Source organism: Micromonospora sp. WMMD975 (assembly GCF_029581215.1).
Taxonomy (GTDB): domain Bacteria; phylum Actinomycetota; class Actinomycetes; order Mycobacteriales; family Micromonosporaceae; genus Micromonospora.
Map to the genome: position 1 here is coordinate 3,204,712 of NZ_CP120739.1, position 24,780 is coordinate 3,229,491.

The 24,780-nt window shown below is 71.7% G+C and carries 21 protein-coding genes; 10 read left to right on the forward strand and 11 right to left on the reverse strand.

Going from position 1 to position 24,780, the window contains the following annotated elements; genetic code table 11:
- Positions 1-83: 83 nt before the first annotated feature.
- Positions 84-1,814 (reverse strand): ABC transporter substrate-binding protein, encoded by a 1,731-nt coding sequence (locus tag O7613_RS13800; RefSeq protein ID WP_282294263.1) that lies wholly within the window; start codon positions 1,812-1,814, stop codon positions 84-86.
- A 229-nt stretch (positions 1,815-2,043) separates the two neighbouring features.
- Between O7613_RS13800 and O7613_RS13805 the strand changes: the two genes are divergently transcribed.
- From O7613_RS13805 to O7613_RS13815, 3 genes are read left to right on the forward strand one after another with little or no spacing between them, the layout of a single operon-like run.
- Entirely contained in the window at positions 2,044-3,024 is a 981-nt protein-coding gene (locus O7613_RS13805) for an ATP-binding cassette domain-containing protein (protein WP_281588090.1), read from the forward strand.
- A complete protein-coding gene (locus tag O7613_RS13810) occupies positions 3,021-3,872 on the forward strand; it encodes an ABC transporter permease (protein WP_282294265.1) in 852 nt (283 codons plus the stop codon). The genes O7613_RS13805 and O7613_RS13810 overlap by 4 nt, the downstream gene beginning before the upstream one ends.
- Positions 3,873-3,925: 53 nt before the next feature.
- Complete coding sequence (locus O7613_RS13815) at positions 3,926-4,612, forward strand: class I SAM-dependent methyltransferase (protein WP_282294267.1); 687 nt, start codon at positions 3,926-3,928, stop codon at positions 4,610-4,612.
- A gap of 46 nt (positions 4,613-4,658) precedes the next feature.
- Here O7613_RS13815 and O7613_RS13820 read toward each other — a convergent pair whose 3' ends face one another.
- Positions 4,659-6,059 (reverse strand): aminotransferase class V-fold PLP-dependent enzyme, encoded by a 1,401-nt coding sequence (locus O7613_RS13820; protein WP_282294269.1) that lies wholly within the window; start codon positions 6,057-6,059, stop codon positions 4,659-4,661.
- A 201-nt stretch (positions 6,060-6,260) separates the two neighbouring features.
- Between O7613_RS13820 and O7613_RS13825 the strand changes: the two genes are divergently transcribed.
- Positions 6,261-8,036 (forward strand): ABC transporter substrate-binding protein, encoded by a 1,776-nt coding sequence (locus O7613_RS13825; RefSeq protein ID WP_281588082.1) that lies wholly within the window; start codon positions 6,261-6,263, stop codon positions 8,034-8,036.
- A gap of 76 nt (positions 8,037-8,112) precedes the next feature.
- On the opposite strand, the gene O7613_RS13830 is transcribed toward O7613_RS13825, so the two are convergent.
- Both O7613_RS13830 and O7613_RS13835 read right to left on the reverse strand, forming a co-directional pair.
- Positions 8,113-9,291, reverse strand: coding sequence for a glycosyl hydrolase family 18 protein (locus tag O7613_RS13830; RefSeq protein ID WP_281588080.1), 1,179 nt, complete (start codon positions 9,289-9,291; stop codon positions 8,113-8,115).
- A gap of 19 nt (positions 9,292-9,310) precedes the next feature.
- Entirely contained in the window at positions 9,311-10,582 is a 1,272-nt protein-coding gene (locus O7613_RS13835) for a glycosyl hydrolase family 18 protein (protein ID WP_282294272.1), read from the reverse strand.
- Positions 10,583-10,741: 159 nt separating this feature from the next.
- Here O7613_RS13835 and O7613_RS13840 point away from each other — a divergent pair, with 159 nt between their 5' ends.
- Together O7613_RS13840 and O7613_RS13845 are read left to right on the forward strand one after the other, a co-directional pair.
- Positions 10,742-12,019, forward strand: a complete 1,278-nt coding sequence (locus tag O7613_RS13840) for a serine/threonine-protein kinase (protein ID WP_282294274.1) — start codon at positions 10,742-10,744, stop codon at positions 12,017-12,019.
- An 86-nt stretch (positions 12,020-12,105) separates the two neighbouring features.
- On the forward strand, positions 12,106-13,896 hold the full coding sequence (locus tag O7613_RS13845) for an extracellular solute-binding protein (protein WP_282294276.1): 1,791 nt from the start codon (positions 12,106-12,108) through the stop codon (positions 13,894-13,896).
- 4 nt (positions 13,897-13,900) lie between these two features.
- Here O7613_RS13845 and O7613_RS13850 read toward each other — a convergent pair whose 3' ends face one another.
- Complete coding sequence (locus O7613_RS13850) at positions 13,901-14,788, reverse strand: trypsin-like serine protease (protein WP_282294278.1); 888 nt, start codon at positions 14,786-14,788, stop codon at positions 13,901-13,903.
- 179 nt (positions 14,789-14,967) lie between these two features.
- Here O7613_RS13850 and O7613_RS13855 point away from each other — a divergent pair, with 179 nt between their 5' ends.
- Both O7613_RS13855 and O7613_RS13860 read left to right on the forward strand, forming a co-directional pair.
- On the forward strand, positions 14,968-15,627 hold the full coding sequence (locus O7613_RS13855; RefSeq protein WP_281588072.1) for a response regulator transcription factor: 660 nt from the start codon (positions 14,968-14,970) through the stop codon (positions 15,625-15,627).
- The gene (locus tag O7613_RS13860) at positions 15,624-16,736 is read left to right on the forward strand and encodes an ATP-binding protein (protein WP_281588070.1); all 1,113 of its coding nucleotides are present in this window, start codon (positions 15,624-15,626) and stop codon (positions 16,734-16,736) included. The genes O7613_RS13855 and O7613_RS13860 overlap by 4 nt, the downstream gene beginning before the upstream one ends.
- Before the next feature lie 50 nt (positions 16,737-16,786).
- Here O7613_RS13860 and O7613_RS13865 read toward each other — a convergent pair whose 3' ends face one another.
- The 6 genes from O7613_RS13865 to O7613_RS13890 are packed head-to-tail and all read right to left on the reverse strand — an operon-like array spanning position 16,787 to position 22,241.
- Positions 16,787-17,704, reverse strand: a complete 918-nt coding sequence (locus O7613_RS13865) for a PfkB family carbohydrate kinase (protein ID WP_282294280.1) — start codon at positions 17,702-17,704, stop codon at positions 16,787-16,789.
- On the reverse strand, positions 17,701-18,567 hold the full coding sequence (locus O7613_RS13870; RefSeq protein ID WP_282294281.1) for a PfkB family carbohydrate kinase: 867 nt from the start codon (positions 18,565-18,567) through the stop codon (positions 17,701-17,703). Before O7613_RS13870 ends, O7613_RS13865 begins: the two co-directional genes overlap by 4 nt.
- An 11-nt stretch (positions 18,568-18,578) precedes the next feature.
- Positions 18,579-19,430, reverse strand: a complete 852-nt coding sequence (locus O7613_RS13875) for a hypothetical protein (protein ID WP_282294282.1) — start codon at positions 19,428-19,430, stop codon at positions 18,579-18,581.
- Between the two features lie 29 nt (positions 19,431-19,459).
- Positions 19,460-20,452, reverse strand: a complete 993-nt coding sequence (locus tag O7613_RS13880) for an ABC transporter substrate-binding protein (protein WP_281588065.1) — start codon at positions 20,450-20,452, stop codon at positions 19,460-19,462.
- Between the two features lie 14 nt (positions 20,453-20,466).
- A complete protein-coding gene (locus O7613_RS13885) occupies positions 20,467-21,477 on the reverse strand; it encodes an ABC transporter permease (protein WP_281588063.1) in 1,011 nt (336 codons plus the stop codon).
- Positions 21,474-22,241, reverse strand: coding sequence for an ATP-binding cassette domain-containing protein (locus tag O7613_RS13890; protein WP_282294283.1), 768 nt, complete (start codon positions 22,239-22,241; stop codon positions 21,474-21,476). The genes O7613_RS13885 and O7613_RS13890 overlap by 4 nt, the downstream gene beginning before the upstream one ends.
- Positions 22,242-22,434: 193 nt before the next feature.
- Here O7613_RS13890 and O7613_RS13895 point away from each other — a divergent pair, with 193 nt between their 5' ends.
- Together O7613_RS13895 and O7613_RS13900 are read left to right on the forward strand one after the other, a co-directional pair.
- Positions 22,435-23,841 (forward strand): FAD-binding oxidoreductase, encoded by a 1,407-nt coding sequence (locus tag O7613_RS13895; RefSeq protein ID WP_282294284.1) that lies wholly within the window; start codon positions 22,435-22,437, stop codon positions 23,839-23,841.
- Positions 23,838-24,776, forward strand: a complete 939-nt coding sequence (locus tag O7613_RS13900) for a YhfZ family protein (protein ID WP_282294285.1) — start codon at positions 23,838-23,840, stop codon at positions 24,774-24,776. The genes O7613_RS13895 and O7613_RS13900 overlap by 4 nt, the downstream gene beginning before the upstream one ends.
- The last annotated feature ends 4 nt before the right edge of the window (positions 24,777-24,780 follow it).

The following is a 24,780-nucleotide window of genomic DNA, read 5'->3' on the forward strand; positions in this document are numbered from 1 at the left end:
CGGCCGTCGGCCCGTGCCGTCGTCGGCCCGTGCGCGGCCCTGCGGCCCTGGCCGGACGGGCGTACGAACGGCCGGGCACCGGGTCAGCCCGTGTCGTCGGCCAGCCAGACGTTCGTCAGGTCCACCCGGTGCAGGTGCGGCAGGAAGCGCACGTTGCGTACCCGGGGCGAACGGCCGGAGCGCGGCGCGACGGCCGCCGCGACAAGCGGGATCACCGGCAGGTCCCGAAGGACGGCGAGGTCGAACCGGTGCCAGCGTTCGTCCGCCCGACCGGGGTCCGCCTCGGCGCGGGCCTGCGCCAGCAGCCAGGCGATCCGGGCCGAGCGGTAGCCACCGTAGTTGCGTCCGCCGGCGACGTCGTCGGCGACCATCGACCGTAGTTCCTGCCCGGGATCGGCACATCCGTCGGGCGTCCAGTCGCAGAGCGCGACGTCCCACCGTCCGGCCCGGCCGGACGCCGGGTCGAGGAGCAGGTCGTGCAGGTCGCCGTCGCGATGGACGGTGGTCCGCGCCGTGATGCCGGTGGCGGCCAGGTTGGCGGTGAGGATCTCGGCGGCCTCGCGCCGGCGGGGGTCGTCGGGCACCGCCACCGTCAGCCGGGGGCGGGCGCCGCGGCCGAGCGTGCCCAGCGCCGCCCGGGACGCCTCGGGGTCACCCCGGTGGTACGGGGTCGGCCAGGGATCGTACCGGCGGTGGCCCGGCAGGCCGGGCGGGATGAGGCCGTGCTGGAGGCGGTACGGCACGCCGGGCGCCGCGAGCGCCTCGGCGACGGCCAGCCGGTCGACGGCGAGCGCCACCGCCCGGCGTACCGCGTGCCGGCGCGGGCCGGCGGGGCGGTCCGGTCCGCGCAGGTTGAACACCAGGTAGGCGTCCAGCCCCCAGGTCGCGGCGGAGCCCGAGCCGACGCCGGTCGTGTGCCGCGCCCAGCTCAGGTCGACCGCGCCCGACGCCAGGGCGGCGGCGTCGAGTTCGTCGGGGGTGGCGTCGCCCCGGGCCTCGATCCGGTCGACGAACCGGGCCCGCAGCGGGTCGCCGGCCGGGTCCCAGGCCGGGTTGTGCGCCAGTCGTACCGCGCCGGTGTCGGTGCGCCCGACCGGCCGGAACGGGCCGGTGGAGCGGGGCGCGGCGGCGCCGGGCAGGTGGGCGTCGTATTCGGCGGGGACCGGTGCGAGGCCCACGTCGGCCAGCAGCCGGACGAGGTCCACCGGCCGACGCAGCCGGAACACCAGGGTGTACGCGTCGACGACGCGTACGCCGGGGATGTCGTGCCGGTCGGCGAACTCGGCGCACCCGGCGGCGGTGGAGCGGACGGGCCCGCCGGCGTGGCGGGCCGCCGCGTGGTATTCGGCGAGGCCGACGACGGCGTCGGCCAGCGGTGCGATCGCGGCGGCGCGGGCGGCCGGGCCGGCGATCCGCTTCAATCCGCGCAGCACGTCGGACGCGGTGACCGGGCGGGGCGGGGTGGTGTCCCAGCGGACGTCGGGCCGGAGCCGGACGATCCACCGGAGACCGTCGGCGCTCACCGCGTCGCCGGCCCGGCTGGGCAGCTCGGCGGCGAGGTCGGGCACGGGCGGGACGTGCCGGTCGGCGGGCGGGAGGACCGCCGCCGCCGGCCAGGCGAAGAGCTGGCGGGTGGTCGCCCAGAGCAGTTGCCGGGTGGCCGGGCCGTGCGCGGTGGCCGGGTCGAGCGGCTCGATCCGTTCGGTGGTGTGCAGGCGCAGGGTGCCGCCGTAGGCCGGCTCGGTCGGGTCGGGGTGACGTGCCGGGACGGGGCCACGGATCCGGTCCACCAGGGACATCTCCACCAGGGACATCGGGCCCACTCCTCCCGCCGCTTTCCGGCGCACCGCACCGCAGTTCACTATAGACAACATATAGCAATGGGTGGTCCGCCGCGATCATCGGCGCTCACTCGACGCTCGCGGAGCGTGGCGTTGCCGTGGCGATGCGATGATCTCTGTTACTATCCTTTAGTCAACAGCCGCGTCGAGACCGCATCCGTGCCCGGCGCGGCCGTTCTGCGACCCGACCGGAAGGACCACCGTGGGCCCGAGCGCCGACCTGGCCATCGAGACGAGTGACCTCACCAAGACGTTCGGCACCACCCGGGCCGTCGACGGCGTCGACCTGAGCGTCGAGACCGGCACCGTCTTCGGGTTCCTCGGGCCCAACGGCGCCGGCAAGACGACGACCATCCGGATCCTGTCCACCCTGACCCGTCCCGACTCGGGGACGGCCCAGGTCTTCGGGCTCGACGTGGTGCGGCAGGCGGAGGCGGTGCGCGCCCGGATCGGCCTCACCGGGCAGTACGCCTCGATCGACGAGGACCTCACCGGCCGGGAAAATCTGATCCTGCTCGGCCGGTTGCTCGGCCATCCGTGGCCGCGCGCCCGGTCCCGGGCCGACGAGCTGCTCGCCGCGTTCGACCTCACCGAGGCCGCCGGCCGCTCGGTGAAGACCTACTCGGGAGGCATGCGCCGCCGCCTCGACATCGCCGCCAGCGTGATCGTGACCCCCGATCTGCTCTTCCTCGACGAGCCGACCACCGGGCTGGACCCGGCCAGCCGCAACCAGGTGTGGGACGTGGTCCGCGACCTGGTCGAGGCGGGCACGACCGTGCTGCTCACCACGCAATACCTGCACGAGGCGGACGTGCTGGCCAACCGGATGGCGGTCATCGACCAGGGTCGGGTGATCGCCCAGGGCACGCCGGCCGAGCTGAAGTCCTCCGTCGGCTCCGCGACGTTCCAGGTGCGACTGCACGACGCCGAGCAGCGCGCCGAGGCCGAGCGGCTGATCGGTTCGGTGCTCGCCGCGGCGGCCCATCCGGGCGGCGATCCGGCGACGCTCACCGTCTCGGTGGCCGAGCCCGACCGCGCCTCGCAGGCACTGGCCGAGCTCGCCGCCGCCGGCATCGCGGTCGACGACTTCTCCCTCGGCCGGCCCAGCATGGACGAGGTCTTCCTGGCTCTCACCGGCCACCGCGCCGAGGCCGACCGCACCACCAACGAGGAGGTCGCATGAACCCGACCCGGACGGTGGAGTCCGCGCCGTCGACCGCCGGCACGCCCGTCACCGCGACGCTGCTGTCCCGTGACCGGCCGGCCCGCCCCGGTCCGCTGGCCGCCTCCGTCGCCTTCGCCTGGCGGGCGCTGGTGCGGGTCCGTCGCAACCCCCAGCAGCTCTTCGACGCGGTCGGGTTCCCGGTGATGACGACGCTTGTCTTCACCTACCTGTTCGGCGGCGCGCTGGCCGGCTCCACCCGGGAATACCTGCAGCACCTGCTCCCCGGCATCGTGGTGCTCTCGGTCGTGATGATCAGCATGAACACCGGTGTGGCGCTCAACGTCGACATCAGCAAGGGCGTGTTCGACCGTTTCCGGTCGATGTCGCTCTGGCAGCCTTCCGTCCTGGTCGGCTCCCTCCTCGGCGACCTCGTGCGATACGCGGTGGCGGCCACCGTGACCGTCCTGGTGGGACTGGCGCTGGGCTTCCGGCCGGCGGACGGCCTGCGGGGCGTCGTCGTCGGCATCCTGCTGGTGGTGGTCTTCGCGTTCAGCCTGGCCTGGGTCTGGACGGCGCTCGGCCTGGCCGCCACCAAGCCCGAGATCGTGATGAACGTCAGCGGGCTGGCCGTGTTCCCGTTGCTGTTCCTCAGCAACATCTTCGTCGGCCCGGACACCATGCCCGGTTGGCTCCAGGCCGCCGTCGGCGTCAATCCGATCACCAGGGCGGTGACCGCGGTGCGACACGCCATGGCGGGCACGCTCACCGCCGGTGACCTCACCGGCTACGCCGTCGCCTGCGCGGCGCTCATCCTGGTCTTCGGCTCGATCACGGGGGTGCTCTACAACCGGCGACGCCAGACCTGACGTCGCCCACCCGGTCCGGCCGGGCACCGGCCGGCGGTCCCGAGGAGGTTGCCGTGTCCTCATCCACCACCGAGTCCGCCCGGCCACCAAGCACCGACGACGATCCCACAGGTGAGCGTCGCCTGCTCGTCGCGTTCCTCGGCGATCTGCGGGGCCGAGCGGTGCTGGACGTCGGCTGCGGTGATCCGGCCGTCACGGCGTACGCCCTGCGCGGGGGCGCACACAGCTACGTCGGTGTCGCCCCGGACGAGGAACGCGCCGAGCGGGTCCGACGACTGCTCGACCCGAACGTGGGCCACGTCCGGGTCCGTGACCTCAACCGGTGGTCCGGGCGGGACGGCTCGCCCCGGGTGGACGTGGTGGTCTCCCGGCACGCGCTCCACCAGGTCCGCAACCTCCCCCGGTTGCTGGCCGCCGTGCAACACGACCTGGTGCCCGGCGGCCGGCTGGTCTTCTCCGTGCCGCACCCGATGGCCACCGCGGTCGTTGGCAGCGCACACGGACGCGGCTGGCTGCGCACCGCCGACTACTTCCGGGAGGGCGAGCGGCCGACGACCGAGGCGCTGCCGGGGCCGGCGCCTCGGCACCGGACGTTGGAGACCTACCTGCGCGAGCTGCGGCTGAACGGGCTTCGGCTGGACGAGTTCAGCGAGGGACTGGCCGGGATGGACCACACCGCCGGTCCCTGCGGCCCGGGTGACGGCCCACGCTGGGCGGCGTTCCGCTGCGTCCGGGTCTGACCGGTCGGGCCGCCCGGCCGGGGTCGGTCGGGCGGCCCGGTGCCGCTCAGTCCATCGCCTCGGTCAGCTTGATCATCGAGTCGACCGCGTGGTCGATCTCCTCCCGGTTGTTGTAGAGGTGCGGGGCCAGCCGGATGGCGAACCGCTCGGTGTCGGAGCCGCGTACGGGGAAGAACGTGAACCGGAGGTTCACCCCGTACTCGTCCTCCATCCGTTGCTCGAACTCGACGAACCGGTTCATGTCCAGGGCGTGTTCCGGGTCGCGGAACGGCTGGAAGGCCACCATGCCGCAGTGCAGCCGCTCGTCGTGCAACGGGCTGAACAGCGCCGACTCGCCCCAGTGCTCGGCGACGCGGTGCTTGAGGTGGCGGCTCAGGCCGTGCACGTACCGCTGGATGTTCTCCTGGCCGATGGTCTGGAAGATCTCGCAGGCGGCCTGGAGCGCGGGCCCCCGGGACAGGTCGGCGGACCCGGTCTTCTGAACGAACGTGCCGATGTCGTACGTCGGTTCCCGCGTGGTGGTCCGCGGCGGCAGCTCACCGTCGATCGGGTACCAGAGCGAGATGACCGGCCAGAACGTCGGCAGGGGCAGCGGGTTGTATTCGGGGAGCACCTTGTTGCGGGCGTAGAGGATGCCGGTGCCCATCGGCCCGCACTGATACTTCGACCCCGAGCCGCTGAGGAAGTCGACGCCCATCTCGTGCAGGTTCAGCGCGAACTGGCCCGGCAGGTGCGCGCCGTCCACCACGCTGATCAGACCGTGCCGGTGTGCCAGTTCGGCGAGTGCCCGGTTGGGCATGGTGGTGCCGACCGTGAACGTCACCGCGGCCCACTGGAGCACCCGGGTCCGCGGGGTGATCGCCGCCTCGAACATCTCGACGATCTCCTCGGCGGACTGGTCCGGCCCGAGTTTCGGGGTGAGCTTGCGGACCACCACGCCGCGCCGGTTGTGCAACAGGTTGAGCGGCGCCTGCATCGTGTAGCACTCGTGGGTGGTGGTGACGACCTCGTCGCCCGCGCCGAGGTCGAGGCCGTTGAGGATGCGCGAGTTGCCGTCGGTGGCGCCCTGGACGATGGCGATCTCGTCGGGGTCGCAGCCGTAGGCGGCGGCCAGCACCGCCCGCGGCTCGTTCATGGTGGTCGGCGGATACGGGTCGCGGGGATGCCGGGCGAAGTCGTAGTCGGCCAGCTTGAGCATCTCCAGCACCCGCTTCGGGGCGGACCCGATGGTGCCGACGTTGAGGTGGCTCAGGGCGGGGTCGATCGGAAAGAGGTCGCGGACCTGCCGCCAGGTCGTCTCGTCCTCAAGCGGCCCCCTGGGCACCTCCGGGAAGCGGGGTCCGGCCGCGCCGACCGCCGCTGCCGCCCGGCTCGCCTCTGCCTCGGTGCGCTGGCGGGCCAGCACCGCGGCGATGGACTCGTTCTTCGCGCTGGTCTCCTGGGTCACGGGATTCCCTCCGTCGTGGGAGCCGACGGCGACCGCCATTCACTATCGCTTTAGGCAGTCACCGAGGGGCATGACTCGCATTTGCCGCGATCACACGCCCCAGAGATTTACTATCGTATAGTCTATGCATCGATGGACGCCTAGACCCGGTGGCGGCCCGTCCGCCGACGCCGTCACCCTCGAAGATGGAGGTCGACAGTCATGACCGACACGGCACAGCCTCTCGCCGACCCGGCAACCGGGCTCGCCCCCGAACGTGACGACCCGCGGTACGGCGGCGTCCTACGGCTGGTCGGCCCCGGCGGCGTCGACCACCTCGACACGGCAAGCGCCTACTACGCCACCTCGGCGCAGATCCTGCGCGCGCTGTCCCGCCATCTGTTCGCGTACCCGGCCACCGACGACCTGTCCTCCCCCGAGCTGTCGTTCACCCCGATGCCGGACCTCGCGGCCGAGACGCCGACCCTGGACAACGGCGGGCTCAGCGCCGACCGCCGCACCGTGACCATCCGCCTGCGCGAGGGCGTGCTCTGGGACTCGGCCCCACCGCGCGAGGTCACCGCCCACGACGTGGTGCGCGCCTTCAAGCGGCTGCCCAACCCGGTCGCGGGCGCCGGCGCGCTGCCCTACTTCACCAGCACCATCGTCGGCTTCCGGGACTACTGCGAGGCGTACCGGGCGGCGTTCACCGACGCCGAGGTCACGCCGGCGGCGCTGGCCGCCTTCCAGAACAGCCACGACATCGCGGGCCTGCGCGCCGCCGACGACCACACCCTGGTGTTCCAGCTCGTCCGGCCGGCAAACGACTTCCTGAACATCCTGGCCACCGGCTTCACCGCGCCCGCGCCGGTGGAATACGACGCCTATCTGCCGGACAGCCCGGAGTTCCGCCGCAACACCCGCTCCTGCGCGCCGTACCGGTTGACCCGCTACGCCGACCGGGGCATGGAGATCCGGATGGAGCGCAACCCGGTCTGGCGCAAGGACACCGACCCCATCCGCAACCAGTTCGTCGACGCCATCCACATCACGGTCGCCTCCGACGTGCCGGTGCCCGAGATGGAACGACGGATGGACGCCGGCGAGGTGGACCTCGCCTGGTCCTACACCGCCGTGTCCTGGGACCGCCCCAAGCCCGGCCAGGACGCCGCGCCCCGTACCTATCCCGGCTTCGCGCTCAACCCGTACCTGGTGTTCAACCTGCGCAGCCCCAACCAGGGCCGGGCCACCGCCAACCCGAAGGTCCGCCAGGCCATCGCGTACGCCATCGACAAGGTGGCGGTCGGCGAGATCCTCGACGCGCTGGACGCGCCGAACGAACCGCTGGGGTCGGTGATCCCCCGGGGCAGCGTCGGCCACCGGGAGGACTTCGACCCGTACGCGACGCCGGGCCACCGCGGCGACCGGGCCCGTGCCCGCGAGCTGCTGGTCGAGGCGGGCTACGGCGACGGGCTCACGCTGATCGCCGCGGTCCGGCAGATCGGCATCCACCGCAAGGTGATGGACTCGGTGGCGGCCAACCTCGCCGAGATCGGCATCAACCTGGAGTGGCGGTTCTTCAGCCAGGCGGAATACTACGGTTTCGCGCTCTCCGACCCGGAGGCCGGTCGGCGCGGCGACTGGGACATCGCCGAGCCCGGCTTCACCCCGGACTGGTTCGGCAACAACGGGCGGGTCATCGTGCAGCCGCTGTTCCAGAGCAACGACGTGCCGGGCACCACGAACTACGGCGGTTACCACAACCCCGAGGTCGACGCCCTCATCGAGCGGGCCCTGGAAGAGTTGGACGAGCGGCGGGCCGAGGAACTGTGGCACGAGATCGACGTACGGATCATGCAGGATCTCCCGGTCGTGCCGATCCTGTCGTTCGCCGCGATGACCTCCCGCTACCACGGCAGCCGGGTGCGCAACGCGGTGCACGTGCCGCAGATCGAGTTCTTCGACATCACCAACCTGTGGCTGGCGCCGGTGCAGTGAGGCGTCCACCACCTGTCCGCTGGCCACGCACGCCCCCGGCGGTCCGCGCCGGGGGCGTGCGTGGCCGTCCGACGCCTCAGAAGCCGGCGGAGATCCGGCTGAACTCCCAGTCGCTCTGGGCGATGCCGCTGCAGTTCGACACCACACCGCCGCCGGCGCAGCCGCGGTCCCGGTTCACCGCCCAGAAGGTGAACCGGGCGAGACCGCTGTTCCGGGCGTAGTCCCGGATCCGCGTCCAGGTCTCCGGGGTGGTGACCTCCTGCTGGTCGGAGAGACCGTTCATGCCGGAGATGCCCATGTGCGCGTACGCCGTCTTGTCGTTCCAGCCGAACGTGGACTTGAGTTGGTTCTTCAGGCCCTCCGCGGCGTTGCGGGTGCTTGTGTACATGTCACTGCCGCCGCCGAAGTCGAACGGCATGATGGTGAAGATGTCCACGTTGGCGTTCAACGCCCGGGCCTGGTTGATGAGCCGGACGCCGTGCGCGTTCGGGCCGTTCGTGGTCGTGCCGAAGGTCAGGATCGTGGTGACGCCCGGGTTGTTGCGCTTGATGATGCCCAGGGCGCTCACGATGCGGTCGGCGACGGTGTAGTTCTCGAACTCGTCGTAGTTCTCGATGTCGATGTCGATGGCCTTCAGACCGAAGGTGTTGATGACCTTCTGGTACGCGCCGGCGAGGGCCTCCGGGGTGGCGCAGTTCGGGCCGAGCTTGTTGCCCTGCCAGCCGCCGATCGACGGCACGATGCTCGCGCCGGCCGCCTTGGCCTGGTTGATCCAGGACTCGTGGACGCCGCCGGTCAGGCCGCCCTCACCGTCCCAGACCGGGTTGCAGCCGTTCGCCAGCACGAACGCGACGGTGAACGCGCGGACGCCCTGACCGGTGATCGTCGAGGGCGCCGGGGGGTTGCCCCAGCCGGGGTAGACGTACGGCGCCGCCGCCATCTTGCCGGCCGGCGGCGGGTTGGTCGGGCCGGTGGGCGGCGGGGTGGTCGGGGTGGTGCCGCCGCAGGCGCCCTGGTTGGCCCAGACGTCCCACTGGCCGCTGTGGGTGGCCGGGTTCTCGTTCTGGGTCCACCACTTGGCCTGGTAGTTGACGCCCTGGTAGGAAGCCTGACCGCCGCCGACGTACACGGCGGACGACGACCAGGCCGGGTAGCAGGCCGCAGCCGCGCTGGACGTGGTCATCGGGGCGATCGCGAGCGCGGTGGCGGTGACCGTGACGGCGGCCAGGGACAGGATCTTCTGCCTGAGTTTCATGACACTCTCCTGCGGGGGTTCAGGGAAGGGTGTTGAGGTGGGGCCGGATGGTGGTGGCGAATCCGTTGCCGTTGGTGACGTCCCAGTTGACCGACCACGTCATGGCGCCACGGATCCCGGGGTAGGTGCGCGGCGGCCTGAAGGAGCCGCAGTTGGTGCCTCTGGCGAGACAGTCGAGGGCCTGGTTGACCACCGACGGGTTGACGTAGCCGCCACCGGCGGCGCTCGGCGCGGCCGGCAGGCCGAGGGAGACCTGGTCCGGCCGGAGCCCGTTCTCGAGCTGGATGCAGGCGAGCGCGACGAGGAAGTTGACCGATCCCTGGCTGTACGCGGCGTTGTTGTCGCAGCCGAGCATCGCTCCGGAGTTGTAGAACTGGGTGTGGACGACGGTCAGGATGTCCTTGATGCTCAGTGCCAGTTGGAAGTACTGGCCGCCGGTGCTCTGCATGTCGATGGTCTGCGGCGCCATCGTGATGATCAGGTTCGGGTTCGTCCGGTTGCGGATGTCCCGCAGCGCCTGGGCCATGTACGTCGCGTTGACGCCGTTCTCCAGGTCGATGTCGACGCCGTCGAACCCGTAGGCGCCGATGAGGTTGACGATCGAGTTGGCGAAGTTCGTGGCGGCGCTGGAACTGGCGACCGAGATGGTGCCGCGCTCGCCGCCGACCGAGATGATGACCTTCTTGCCACGGGCGTGCAGGGTGGCGACGTCGGCCTTGAAGTCGGCGTTGGTGTAGCCGCCGAGTGAGGCGCTCAGGCCAGCGTCGATGGTGAAGGACACCGCGCCGGGTGTGCTCGTCGCATCGGCGAACGCGACCGCGACCAGGTCGTAGTTGGCAGGTACGTCGCGGAGCCGGATCTCCCGGGCCGGATTGTCGAAGTTCTGCCAGTAACCGGTGAGGAAGTGCTTCGGCAACTGGCCGTTGCCGGTCGGCGGAGGCGTGGTGGCCGGCGGGGTGGTCGTGGGCGGTGGAGTGGTCGGGGGTCGGGTGGTCGGCGGCGTCGTCGTGGTCGGCGGTGCAGTGGTCGGCGGGGTGGTGCCGCCGCAGGCGCCCTGGTTGGCCCAGACGTCCCACTGGCCGCTGTGCGTGGCCGGGTTCTCGTTCTGGGTCCACCACTTGGCCTGGTAGTTGACGCCCTGGTAGGAAGCCTGACCGCCGCCGACGTACACGGCGGACGACGACCAGGTGGGGTGGCAGGCGGTGGCCGCGGAGGCGGACGACGCCAGATAGACGGTGGTGCCACCGGCGGCGAGCACGGCGGCCAGGGCGAGGAGGGCGGGGCGTCGCATGGGGGTGAGCCTTCCGGATCGGATCGGGACCGGCGCCCTATTATTAAGACTCCTAACAGTAAAGGTCCAGAGTTAGACCACCTTGGATTTTTATCGGACATGACACGATGACCCTGTCCTGCGCCGCCGGTGGCCGGGCACGACGCTGATGGAGTCGGGATGTCAGAACTGGCCGGCACGCCGGTGCCGGAGTTGGCGAAACTGTGGACGCACGATCCGGTCACCGCCGGCCGGTACCGGTTGCTCGGCCGGCTCGGCGCGGGCGGCCAGGGGGTCGTCTATCTCGGTGAGGACGACGCCGGCGACCGGGTCGCGGTCAAGCTGATCAACGTCGATCTGAGTGACCCACGGGCACGGTCGCAGTTCGTGAAGGAGATCGCCGCCGCACGCCGGGTCGCCCCGTTCTGCACCGCGCAGGTGCTCTTCGCCGACGTGGACGGTGAGCGGCCCTACGTGGTCAGTGAGTTCATCGAGGGCCCGACCCTGCACCGGCACGTGCGCGAGCACGGCCCGGTGACCGGCAACGCCCTGCATCGGCTCGCGGTCGGCACGGTGACCGCGCTCGCCGCGATCCACGGCTCCGGGGTGGTGCACTGCGATTTGAAACCGGACAACGTGGTGCTGGGCAAGGACGGTCCTCGGGTGATCGACTTCGGTATCGCCCGCGCGTTGGGCGTCACCGAGACGGCATCCAGCCGGGTCATGGGAACCACCGCGTACATGGCGCCCGAGCGGTTCCGCAACGACTCGGTCGGTCCGCCCTGCGACGTCTTCGCCTGGGCGGCCACGATCGCCTTCGCGGCCGGCGGTCGGCCGCCCTTCGGCAATGACTCGCTCTTCGCCGTGATGCACCGGGTGGTGCACGATCCGCCCGAGCTGCCCGCGTTGCCTTCCGTGCTGGACGAGCTGATCCGGGAGTGCCTGGCCAAGGATCCGGCGGATCGACCCGATGCCGAGAGCGTGCTGGTGCGGCTGCTCCGGCAGACCGCCACGGGCACCGAGCCGCTACGTCGGAAGAGCCTGCTCGAGGCCGGCAACGAGACCGCGGGCGCGCCGACGCCGAACCACCCGCTCCCCCAGCTCACGCCGACGGCACCGCAGCCGCGCCCGACGCCGCCGCAGACGCAGACGCAGACGCCGACTCCACCAACGGTGCCGTCCCAGGCTCGGCCGACCCGGCCGGCACACCCGCCGGTGACGGAGCCCGGCGTCGGTGCCGGGCCGGACGGTGCGGTGCGGCGACTGCGTGACGAGGCCCTCGACGCCTGGGGCATTTCGACCGCGCTCTTCCTCGGTTCGGCCGGCGCCGCCGCCGGTTACGTCGCGTCGAGCGCGATCGGCCCGGCCGCCGCAGCCGGGGCGGTCGCCTTCGTCGTGGTCTACCTGGTTCGGCTACTGGTCGCGACGGCGGTCGGTGGGCGGTCCGGACGCGGGTGACTCGGCGCGGCCGGGGCCCGGGTCCCCGACTGGCGCCGGATCGATAGGTTGACTGCCACCAACCGCCCGCCCAGGAGGACGCCCCGATGACCCCATCCGCTACGCGTACGCGGCAGTGGTTGCCCTACACCGCCGCCGTCACCGCCGGGCTGGTGGTCATCGCCGGGGCGTACGTGTTCGTCCGGCAGCGGGAAGCGGGCAGCGCGGGAACCCGCACCGACTGCGCCACCACCCTCCAGGTCAACTCCTCCACCGAGAAGGCGGCTCTGCTCGTCGACCTGGCCGAGCGGTACAACCGCAGCAGCCGGTCGATCGACGGCGGTGGCTGCGCCCAGGTGCACGTCAGCGCGCTCAACTCGGGCCAGGCCGCCGAGGCGCTGGCCACCGGCTGGACCCGCACCGGCCTGCCGCAACCACAGGTCTGGCTGCCGACGTCGAGCCTGTGGACCGGCCAGCTCCGGCTGCTCGACCAGGCCGCCGGGCGGGCGCCGCAGACCCCGGACCGGTACCCGTCGATCGCCAACAGCCCGCTGGTGATCGCGATGCCGCAACCCAAGGCGGAACTGGTACGCCAGCGCGGGCCGCTGGGCTGGGGGGAGATCCTGGGCCTCTCCGGTCGGGACGGGTGGGCGAGCTTCGGCAAGCCGGAGTGGGGCCGCTTCACCTTCGGCAAGGACAACCCCAACCTGTCCACCTCCGGGCTGGCGGCGACCATCGCCACCTACTACGCGGCGGTGCAACGGTCCAGCGACCTGACCCGGTCCGACCTGGCCGACCCCGCGGTCACCCAGTTCGTCCGCCGGATCGAGGCCAACGTGTCGCACTACAGCGACGACTCGGTGGACCTGCTGCGCAGTCTCGCCGAGGCGGACCTGGCCGGCGGCGCGGGCAGCACGGACGACATGAGCGCCATCGTCCTGCAGGAGGAACTGGTGGACCTCTACAACACGGGCGCGCTGAGCCCCCGGCCGGACGGGCAGGAGCGGGGCCGCCGGCCGAACGTCCCGCTTGTCGCCGTCCACCCCAAGGAGGGCACGTTCAACCTGGACCACCCGTTCGTGGTGCTGCCCTCCGCCGATGAGCGACAGCGCGCGGCGGCTGCCGACTTCCGGGCGTTCCTGACCGAGGACGCCCAGCAGGAGAGCTTCGCCCGTCTCGGTTTCCGGGACCACGAGCGCCGCGCCTCGGCGGAGCTGCTCGCCTCCGTCGGCGCCGAGCCCACTGGCGGGCTCACCTACTTCGAGCCCCCGGACCCACAGGTGGTCGGCGCGATGCTTGACGGCTGGCGAACGCTCCGCAAGAAGGCCAACATCCTGATCGCCCTGGACACGTCCGGATCCATGGAGGCGATGGTCGGCACCCGTACCCGCTTCCAGGTCGCCTCGGCGGCGGCGGGCAAGGGCCTCGCGCTGCTCAACACCGAGGACCGGGTGGGGCTCTGGTCGTTCTCCTCGGAGACACCGAAGCGGCCGAAGGGCCCCTACCGCGAGGAGGTGCCGCTCGGCGAGTTCGACCGAAAGCGGATCACCAGCAAGGTCGCCGGCCTGCAGGTCGCCGGCAGCACCGCGCTCTACGCGACGGTCCGGGCCGCACACCGAGCGCTGCTCGACCGGTACGACCCAGAGCGGATCAACGCGATCGTCGTGCTGACCGACGGCAAGAACGAGTACGGCAAGGACAACGACCTGGCCCGCGTGCTCGCCGAGGTCGCCCTGGACCCGCAGCGTCCGGTGAAGGTGTTCTGCATCGCCTTCGACCGGGAGTCGGACTTCGCCACCCTGGACCGGATCGCCAAGGCGTCGTCGGGCAAGGCCTTCGACGCGACCGATCCCAGCAAGATCGACGAAGCGTTCGTGAAGCTGGTCAGCAGCTTCTGACGCTTCACCTCGTCCGCTGCGCTGCTCGCCGGCGCCGAAGCGTCGTCAGGGCCACCGACAGCAGCACGAGCACCACGCCCACGCCCGCCCCGACCGGCATCCAGCGCGCCGGACCGGTCGGCGTCTCGATCGTGTCCGCGATCCAGTCGCCGAGGATGTCGGTGCGGGCGCTGAGGTCGGGGCCCGGATGTGGACATCCCGGGCCGGTGCTGACGACCGCGACCAGCACGGCCGTGCCGTCCGCCTGCTCGCGGAAGTAGGGCCCGCCCGAGTCGTGCGGGCACGGGCTGGTGTCCACGCGAGGCGCCCGGCCGGAGGTCTCGATGACGTCGGCACCGACCCGGCCGACGGTGAACCGGCCGGTCTGGAGCCGGCCCGCCGGGGCGAGTCCGTCGGCGGTGGTCGAGCCGTACCCGGTCAGCCGGAGCACTTCACCGGCCACCGGCGGCGCGTCGGCGAGCCGCAGCGGCACCACGCCGGTGATCGCGGTGTCGAGTTCGACCAGGGCCACGTCGACGGTGTCCGCCTGGCGGACCGCGACCACCTCCGCCTCGTACCCGGCCCGACCGGCGAGGTCCGTGCGCCCGACCGTGACACTGGTCCGGTCGGCGACGACCCGGCTGACCCGCTTACCGTCGCGGGTGCGGAAGCAGTGGCCGGCAGTGATCACCCAGCGCGGGGCGATCAGCGCGCCGGAGCACCAACTGTCCCGGGTGCCACCGCCGGCCACGGGCAGACCGGTCATGGTCAGCCGGGCCGAGAACCGGTACGCGCCGTCAGCCGCGTCCGCACCGTGCGCGATCGCGGACGCCGGCCGGGCCGAAACGGGAACGACGGTAACCACGGTGGCCGTCAGGACGGCCGTGGCACACTTCGTGACGAGTCGGAGCACGGGGTCACCAGCCTGTACGAACGGGGGCAGGAACGCACCCATGCTGGGACTCCGGTGGTCGGCGGAGCGTCAGCGGCGCCCTTATCGGTTCTTTATCCGGCAGGTGGCAGCCTTGCGGGCGGCGGTACCGGGCCCGAACATGGCGGTTCCGGGCACGGGCGGCGACGGAGAGGGGAACCGTGCGGGTGCTCATGGCGGACGACGAGCGGATGCTCGCCGACACGGTGGCTGAGGGCCTGCGCCGGTTGTCCGTCGCCGTCGACGTGGTCTACGACGGTGACAGCGCGATGGAACGGCTTGCGGTCAACCGCTACGACGTGGCCGTCCTCGACCGGGACATGCCAGGCAAGACCGGCGACGAGGTGTGCCGGTGGATCGCCGGGTCCGGCGCCGGCACCCGGGTGCTGCTGCTGACCGCCGCAGCCGGCATACGGCAACGCGTGGAAGGTCTCGGCCTCGGCGCGGACGACTACCTGACCAAGCCGTTCGCCTTCGCCGAACTCGTCGCCCGGTTGCAGGCGCTGTCCCGACGCTCGACCCCGGCGCTGCCCCCGGTGCTGGAGCGGGACGGCATCGTGCTGGACGTCACCCGGCACACCGCCTCCCGCGACGGGCTGACGCTCTCGTTGTCCCCGAAGGAGTACGCCGTCCTGCACGTGCTGATGCGCGCCGACGGCCGGGTGGTCAGCGCCGAGGACCTGCTGGAGCAGGCCTGGGACGAACACACCGACCCGTTCACCAACACGGTACGGACCACCGTGATGACCCTGCGCCGCAAGCTCGGTGAGCCGCCGGTCATCCACACGGTGCCGCGCGTCGGCTATCGGCTCGGGGCATGAGCCTCCCCTCGCCGGCCCGGCGGATAGTCCTGGTCTTCGGGCTGCTCCTGCTCATCGCCCCGTTCGTGACGACGGCCGCCGAGCTGCTGCTCGGGCTGTGGCGGGAGTTCGGCCCGTCCTGGTGCGCCACGCCCGGGTTGCGGGCACCTGGCAACGACGCCCCGTTCGTCTGCGTCCAGGTGTTCCGGCGTCCGCGCATCCCCATGACGATCGCGGTGACGGTCGTGCTGCTGGGGCTCCTGGCCGCCGGCTACCCGGCCGCGCGCTGGTGCCTGCGCCCGCTGCGGGACCTCGTGCCGGTGATCGCCAATGTCGGACCACAGAACCTGGGGCACCGGCTCCGGCCCGGCCCGGGCCGCGACGAACTGACCGTCCTGGGCCGCGCCATCGACGAGATGATGGACCGGATCGCGGTGGGATACGAGGCCCAGCGCCGGTTCGCCGCGGACGCGTCCCACGAACTGCGGACCCCGCTCGCCGTTCAGCGCACCCTGATCGAGGTCGGTCTGGCCCGCACTCTCACCGATGATCAGCTCGCGCTGCTGAGCGCGCAGCTGCTGGAGACCAACGAGCGCAACGAACGCCTGATCGAGGGGTTGCTGGTGCTCAGCGAGAGCGATCGTGGTCTGCAGACGCGCGTCCCACTGCGGCTCGACCGGATCGTCTCGGCGGTGCTGGACGCCCACCGGGCCCGGGCCGAGGAGTCCGGCGTCACGATCATCAGCCGGCTGAGCCCCCGGCTGGTCGCCGGTGAACGGGTGCTGCTGGAACGACTGGTCGTCAACCTCGTGCAGAACGGCCTGAAGTACAACCGGCCCGAGGGCACGATCGAGGTGCGGGTGGGCACGGACCCGGCGCTTGTCGTCGAGAACACCGGCGACGACGTCCCCCCGGACGAGGTCGCCGCCCTGTTCGAGCCGTTCCGACGCCGGTCCGGCAGGCGCATCGACCACGGCGGCGGCGCGGGGTTGGGCCTGGCGATCGCCCGCTCGGTCACCCGGGCTCACGGGGGCATCATCACCGCGTCCTCCACCGGCCGCGACGGGCTGCGTGTCCAGGTGACGTTCCCCGCGGTGGACAACGGCACGGCGGACGCGGCCGACGACTGAGTCGTCCGACATCCGGACTGTCGACTCCGTCCGTCAGCCTCCCGGCTTCGTCAGACGGGCCGCACACGCACCGAGGCGAGCTCAGCGTCGACCGACTCCCGGGTGATGTCCCCGGCCGGCAGTCGGCGGGCGTTGGCGCGGGCAGCGGCGGCGGCGACGCGCAGCACGGTGCCGGGATCATTCGGCGCGGGCGCGGCATCGATCAGCCATTGCGCGGCCAGGCCGGCCAGGAAGGCGTCGCCGCTGCCGACCGGGACGGCGCCGGGAATCGCGTCGTGGGTGACGAAGATCTGCCGGCCGTCCTCCCCCAGATACCGGGCGCCGGTGGCGCCGCCGGTCACGACCACCGACCGGGCGCCCAGCGCGGCCAGCCCGGCCGGGCCGTCGTCGGTCACGGCGGCGGCCTCGGTCTCGTTCACCTTCACCATCGTGGGGCCGCGCCGCAGGGCCGCGACCAGCGCCGGTCCGTCCGAGTCGACGATGACGGGGACGCCTGCGGCGTGGGCGAGGTCCACCAGCTCGGCCAGGGCGTCGACGCCGAGCCCCGGCGGTACGCGCCCGGAGAGAGCGAGCAGGTCGGCGGTGGCGAGTTCGTCGGCCACCGCGGACACCACCGACGGCCAGATCTCAGACGACACCGGCAGCACCGGCTCGTACACCTCGGTCAGCACCCCGGCGGCGTCCAGCAGGCAGAGACACTGCCGGGTCTCGACGCCGCTGTCGACGAAGCGGACCGCCGCCGGATGGCCCAGGGCGCGGACGGTACGGCCGGTCGCGCCGCCGGTCAGCGCGATGGCGCGCACGTCGGCGCCGAGTCCGGCGGCGGCCCGGGCCGCGTTGAGTCCCTTGCCGCCCGCGCGGGCGACCACCTCGGTCGGGCGGTTGATCGTCCCGGCGGCGAAGGACGGCAACCAGGCGTAACGGTCGAGTGAGGTGGCCAGCCCGACCACGAGCAGCCGCCCGCTCATCCGGTCAGCAGCCCACGGTCGGGCACGACGGTCATCGGGCCTTCGATGCCGACCGCGGCGCCCGCCACCCGTACGCCGGCCCGGGTCGCCTCGACCGGACCGGCGCCGGCCAGCGAGGCGGCGATGAACCCGGCCGCGAACGAGTCCCCGGCGCCGTCGGTGTCCACGGCGTCCACGTCCGGGGCGTCGACGTGGACGGAACCGGAGGCGACGGTCAGGGTGGCGCCGCCGGGGCCGAGTGTCGTGCAGACCGTCGCTCCGCCGTCGACCAGGGCGGTGGCGTCCACCCCGAGCGCTTCGAGCTCGCCCTGGCTGGGCAGCACGACGTGGGCCAGTCCGAGCGCTTCGACCAGCGCCGCCCGGGCTGTGGTGTCCAGAGCTTCCGGGCGTACGTTGGGATCGATCGAGATGCGGGCCCCGGCTGCCCGGGCCCGGCGCAACGCGGCCAGGGTGGTCCCGGCCAGCGGCTCGCCGAAGATCAGCGCCGAGCCCGACATGTGCAGCCAGTCGGCTCGTTCCGGCAGGTCGCCGAGGTGATGCTCGGCTACCAGGGTCGCCGCCGTGCCACCGACCCGGAAGTCGAACTCGCGCTCCTCGCCGCGATAGGTGATGTACGCGGTGGCGGTGGGCGCGCCGGGGCTGACCGCGAGGTGGCCGATGTCCACCCCGCCCGCGGCTAGTCCGCCGGCCATCACGGTGCCGTGCCCGTCCTGGCCGACGCCGCCGACGAAGACGGTCGACACGCCGAGCCGGGCGGCGACGTAGGCGGCGATCGCGGGCGAGCCGCTCGGCCAGGGCCCGGTGTACGGCTGCCCGTCCACCCGTTGGTAGGCGACGATCGCCTCGCCCACGATCAGCAGCATGGTCCCGTCCTCTACGCCGACAGCCGGGCCAGGGCCTGGTCGACCGGCAGCCCGTCGTGCACGACTCCACGCAGGCCGTCGAGCACGGCGGCGGGGCGCTCGGCCCGGAACACCCGGCGACCGAACATGACGCCGGCCGCGCCGGCCTCGATCGCGTCGGCGGCCAACTGCAGCGTGCCCTTCTCGTCCGCGCCGCCCGGCCCGCCGGCGACCAGGATCGGCGCGTAACAGGTCTGGGCGACCGGGGCGAAGGCCTCCACCGAGCCGTTCCAGATGACTTTTACCAGGTCGGCGCCGAGGTCGGCGGAGATGCGGCAGTACAGGCTGAGCACCTCGGTGCTGAGCGCGTGTGCGCCCTCCGCCTCCAGGGCCGAGCGCGGCTCGATGATCACCGCGACACCGACCTTGGCGGCGTCGGCGACGATCCGGGCGTTGCGCTCGATCTCGGCACGCTCGAGGGTGCTGTCGCGCTGGCCGACGTAGAGATAGGTCATGACGGCGTCGATGCCGGCCGCCGCGACCTCCTCGAGCGAGGCGAGTTGGGCCAGCACCCCTTCACTACGCCCGTCCTGGCCCGGGGTGTAGATCCTGCGGCCGTGGTTCTTCCAGTCCAGGTGCAGCACGGCGGCGGGCCGGCCGCGACCGACGTAGAAGTCCTCCATCAGCGGCAGCATGCCCGGGGAGACCATCACGCCGTCGGCCGCGCCCAGGTGGGCGAAGGCGGTGTCGATCTCGGCGCGGGTGCGCAGCCCGGAGGGCGGACCGCTCATCACGCCGTGCGAGGCGGCGATGACGACCGATCGTCCGGTGCCCGGGTCGAGCAGGCGGCCGAGGCGGATCTTCTTACCCGTACGGGTATCCATGTCTTGCCTTTCGGACGGGGAGAAGGAGCTCAGGCGGCGGGGCACGTGAAGCTGTAGAGGTATTTCTTCACCTCGGGGCTGTCGAGGTTGTCCTTGGTGGCCACCACCGCACCGGTGGTGATCTTCTTGGTGACCTCCTTGCCGGTGAGCGCGTTGACGGCCTGCTCGCCGGCCGCGAGGCCCTCGTCGTAGGGCTTGAGCACCACCTGGGCGGCGACCTCGCCGTCCTGGATCTGCTTGACGCCGGGCGGGTTGGCGTCGAAGCCGACGATGGTGACCCGGTCGTCGTTGGCCGCCCGCAGCGCCGCGACGGCACCCTCGGTGTTGAACGCGGCGGTCGAGAAGATGCCGATCAGGTCGGGGTTGGCGGCGACGGTGGCCGAGACGATCGACGACGCGGTCTGCACGCTGTTGTTCGAGTACTGCTGGCCCAGGTCCTTGAGCTTCGGGTTGGCCTTGAGGCCCTCGGCGAAGCCCTTGAACCGGTCGTCGGTGGTGGTGACGCCGGCCGACAGGTTGACCGTGAGCACCGAGCCCGCCTTGTCCCCGAGCAACTCGATCAGCTTGGCCGCGGCGGTCTTTCCGGCCTCGATGTTGTCCGAGGTTACCTCGGCCTCGGCCAGCGACGGGTCCTCAAGCGTGGTGTCGACGAGCACGACCTTGATGCCCTGGGCGGTGGCCTGCTTGAGCGGGGCGTAGAGGGCCTTGCTGTCGGTCGGGGCGATGATGATGACATCGGGCTTCTTGGCCACGACGGCCTGCAGGATCGGGATCTGGTCGGTCGGGCTGAACGACTTGGGGGCCTGCACCTCGACCGTGGAGCCGCTCTCCTTGGCCGCCGCCTGCACGCCGCAGGCCACCGAGCCGTAGTAGGCGTCGTTGGCCACGCCGGGGATCAACGCGATCTTGAAGCCGCCGGTCTTGTCACCGCCGCCGGCCTCGTCGTCACCGCCACCGCAGGCGGTCAGCGCGGTCAGGCTCAGGACCGCGGTCGCGGCCACCATCCACTTGTACGTACGCATGGGGGAGTCCAATCTCATCGGGTGGTGCGGGAGCGGCGACGGAGCTGGTCGAGGTAGACGGCGGCGACGAGGACGACGCCGACCGCGAAGTCGCGCCAGAAGGAGTTGAGCCCCACGATGACCAGCCCGTTGGCGAGCACAGCCGGGATCGTGGTGCCGACGAGGGTGCCGAACATCGTGCCGACGCCACCGAAGAGGCTGGTGCCGCCGATGACGACCGCGGCGATCACCGCCAGGTTGTCGGTGCCGTGGCCGCTGAGCGTGGTCGAGCCGAACTGCGCGTAACTCATGATTCCCGCCAGCCCGGCGAGCAGGCCGGCGATCGCGTAGACACTGATCAGGTGCCGGTCGACGTTGATGCCGGCGCGACGGGCCGCCTCGGCGTTGGAGCCGATCGCGTAGGTGCGGCGGCCGTAGCGGGTGAACGCCAGGAACACGCCGCCGATCAGGGCGACCAGCAACGCCACCCAGACCAGCCAGGGCAGGCCCAGGAACCGCCCGACGCCCAAGGTGTCGATCAGCTCGTTGGGCACGTCCTTGAGATCGTTTCCGTCGGTGATGATCTGGGCCAGGCCCAGGGCCGCGCCGAACGAGCCGAGCGTGGTGATCAGGGGTGGCACCCGCATCTTCGTGATGACCAGGCCGTTGACGACGCCCCAGACCGCGCCGGCGAGCATCGACACGACGATGCCGACGATGCTGGCGCCCCAGCCCTGCGGGCCGATCGCGATCATCACCTTGCCCGCGATCACGCCGGAGAAGACCAGAACCGAGCCGACCGACAGGTCGACACCCCCGGTGATCAGGACAAACGTGGCGCCGACCGCCATCACGATCAGCAGCGAGGCGTTGATCAGGACGTTGATGAGGTTGGCGCTGGTGAGGAAGGCGTCGAAGTCGAGGATGGCGAACAGCGCGACGATCACGATGAGGATCACGGTGATGTCGGTGGCCGAGCCGAGCAACAGACGCCGCTTCCGGTCGGTCGGCGGTGTCTCGGCCGGCGTCTCGGTCGTGGTGGTCATGCCGCTCCCTCGCTGCTGAAGGCGCCGGTCATGGCGCCGACAATCTGTTCCTCGGTGGTGTCGGCCGTGGTCAGCCGGGCCACCCGGCGGCCCAGGCGCAGCACCTCGATGCGGTCGGAGACGGCCATGACGTCGGGCAGGCTGTGGCTGACCAGCACGACGGAGCGACCGGAGTCGCGGACGCGACGGATCAGGTCGAGCACCGCCCGGGTCTGCGGCACGCCGAGCGCGGCCGTCGGCTCATCCATGATCACCAGCTCGTTGGCCCAGGTGACGGCGCGCGCGACCGCGACGCTCTGCTGCTGCCCGCCGGAGAGCATGGCCACCGGTGCGGAGGCGTCCTTGATCTTGACGTTGAGGTCGGTGAGCACCCGCTGCGCGTGCCCGGCCATCCGCTTCTTGTTGAGCACGCCGAACCACCCGAGGACGCCCTTGGCCAGCACCTCACGACCCAGGTAGAGGTTGGCCGCGGTGTCCAGATCGGGCGCCAGGGCCAGGTCCTGATAGACGGTCTCGATGCCCATGCCGTGGATCTCCCGGGGCGAGCGACCGGCGATGGACTGCCCGCGGAAGAGGATCTCGCCCCCGTCCGGGCTGTGCACCCCGCAGATCGTCTTGATCAGCGTGCTCTTGCCGGCGCCGTTGTCGCCCATCAGCGCCACCACCTCGCCCGCGTCGATCGAGAAGCTCGCCCCACGCAGCGCCTCGACGGCGCCGAACCGTTTCCGCACCTCGCGCGCTTCGAGCAGTGCGTTCGTCGTCACCGCTTCTCACCTTCCCGTAACGGGCCCTGGCTGAAGACCATCATCGAAAATTCAGAAATCTGCTTGTTGACCGAAGCTACGAGCACCAGTCATCTTGTGTCAATAGCTGAGGTCAGGCAGGTTTCCGCGCCTTGACAATTCAGGTTTCTGAGGATTGAGTGGTTGCATCGTTCCGCTACCTAGGGAGTACGTCATGTCCGCTGCCGCGGTGATCGACCAGCTGCGCCGCTCGTTCGGTCCGGACGCGCTTCTCACCGGCGAAGCCGACCGCGACGCCCGCAGCCACGACACCTGGCCGGTCACCACGGTCTGGGCCAAGCTCGGCCGGCACCCCCACCGGCCCGACGCGATCGTGCGCGCGGCGAGCGTCGCCGACGTGGTCAAGGCGCTCCGAATCGGCGCCGAGACCAGCACCCCGGTCACCGCCTGGGGGCTCGGCTCCTCGGTCACCGGACAGCCGCTGCCGGTCGCCGGCGGCATCGTGCTCGACCTGGCCGGGCTGGTCTCCGAGCCGGAACTCGATGAACTCGACCGTACGGTCTCCGTCGCGGCCGGCGTGCGGGGCAGCGACCTCGAGGCGTGGCTGGACGAGCGCGGCCTGACCCTCAACCACTCCCCCCAGTCGCTCGGTCGCTCCACAGTGGGCGGCTGGATCGCCACCCGCGCCACCGGCCAGTTCTCCTCCCGCTACGGGGGGATCGAAGATCTGGTCGTCGGCTATCAGGTGGTGCTGGCCGACGGCACGGTCGCCGACCTCGGCCAGCGCCCACGCGCCGCGATGGGACCGGACCTCAAGGAGTTCTTCCTCGGTTCCGAGGGCACCCTCGGCGTGGTCACCCACGTGACGCTGAAGGTCTTCGCCCGCCCCGAGCGCCGGATCGTCGAGGCCTTCACGCTGCCGTCGCTCCACGCCGGCCTCGACGTGATGCGCGAGGTCACCCAGGCCGGGCTGCGCCCCTTCCTGGTCCGCTTCTACGACATCGACGAGGCTGCGCACGCGGTGCCGGACAGCCCGGTCACCGCACCGGTATTGTTCCTGGGACACGAGGGCCTGGCCGGCGTGGCGACCGCCGAGCACGCCGCGGCCACCGCGATCGTGACGGCGCATGGAGGGGCGAGCATGGGTGCGGCACCGGTCGACGCCTGGATGGCGCGACGCTACGACTTCTCCTCGGTGGAAAACCTGCTCGCCGAGCCCGGCGGCTACGCCGAGACCGTCGAGGTGGCCAACGTGTGGAGTCGCATCGGCCCGATGTACACCGAGCTCAAGGAACAGCTGGCGCCCCTGGCCGAGGAGGTGCTGGGCCACTTCTCACACGTCTACGACCAGGGATCGTCGCTCTACATGATCCTGCGTGGACACGCCGATAACGACGAGACGGCGCTGGCCCGGCTGGAGGAGATCTGGGCCCGGGCCATGAAGGTGGTCGTCACCCACGACGGCGAGATCTCCCACCACCACGGCGGGGGCCTGGCCCGCCAGCCCTGGGTCCGCGAGTCGCTGGGCACCGGCTATCCGGTGCTGAGCAGGGTCAAGGACGCGCTCGACCCCGACCACCTGCTCAACCCCGGCAAGCTCGGGTTCGGCGCCCGCCCGTGACCGTTCCCGCCAAGCCCGACGTCCGCGCCCACCTCGCCCGGATGCTGTTGGCCCGTGAGGTCGGCCAGCGCATCCCGACCGTGCAGGAGCTGCAGGCCAGCACCAACGCGGGGACGGGCACGGTCGTCAAGGCGCTGCGCAACCTCCAGGAATCCGGCGCGGTGACCCTGACCGCGCGCGGCCATCAAGGCACCGTGGTGGTGAACCGCGACGTCGGCCAGTTGTGGAACGCGGCCGCCCTGGGCAACTTCCGGATGATCCTGCCGCCGCAGGGGCCGATCGAGCAGCAGGGCATCCTCGAGGTGGTGCAGAACGCGCTCACCGGCCTGGGCGTCGCGGTGGTGGCCGACTTCCGGCCCGGTGCCCGCACCCGGCTCGAAGACGTCTACCACGAACGGGTCCACGCGACCGTCACCTCGGCCGGCGCCCTCGAACGGCACCGGGCCACTTTGCCCGGACTGACCGGGCTCGACCTAGGACCGGCCACCTTCTATTCCCACGGCTCTCTCGTTGTGGTCGAGCACGCCACCCGACCGCCCCGCGCGCCCCTGCGGGTCGGCATCGACCGCAACTCGTACGACCACCAGCGGCTCAGCGAGGCCGAGTTCGGTGACCGGGCACCTGAGTACGTCCAGGTTCCGTTCGTGCTGGCCCCGGCCGCCGTGCTGGCCGGTGACGTCGACGCGGCGGTCTGGCACAGCATGCCCACGGTCATCCCACCGGAGTTGGCCGGGCTACGCCTCAACCCGCTCGGCGGCCCGGCCGCGCTCGTGTGTGGCCAGATCTCCCCCGCCGTGATCGTCACCCGTAGCCTCGACCCCGGCGTCAACGCCCTGCTCCGGCACGTCCTTCCGGCCGACGTCACCCGCACCCAGGGTCGCCTGCTCAAGTCCGCCGCCACCGAGGGCTACGCCGGCCGCCTTCGCCTGCACTGACTGT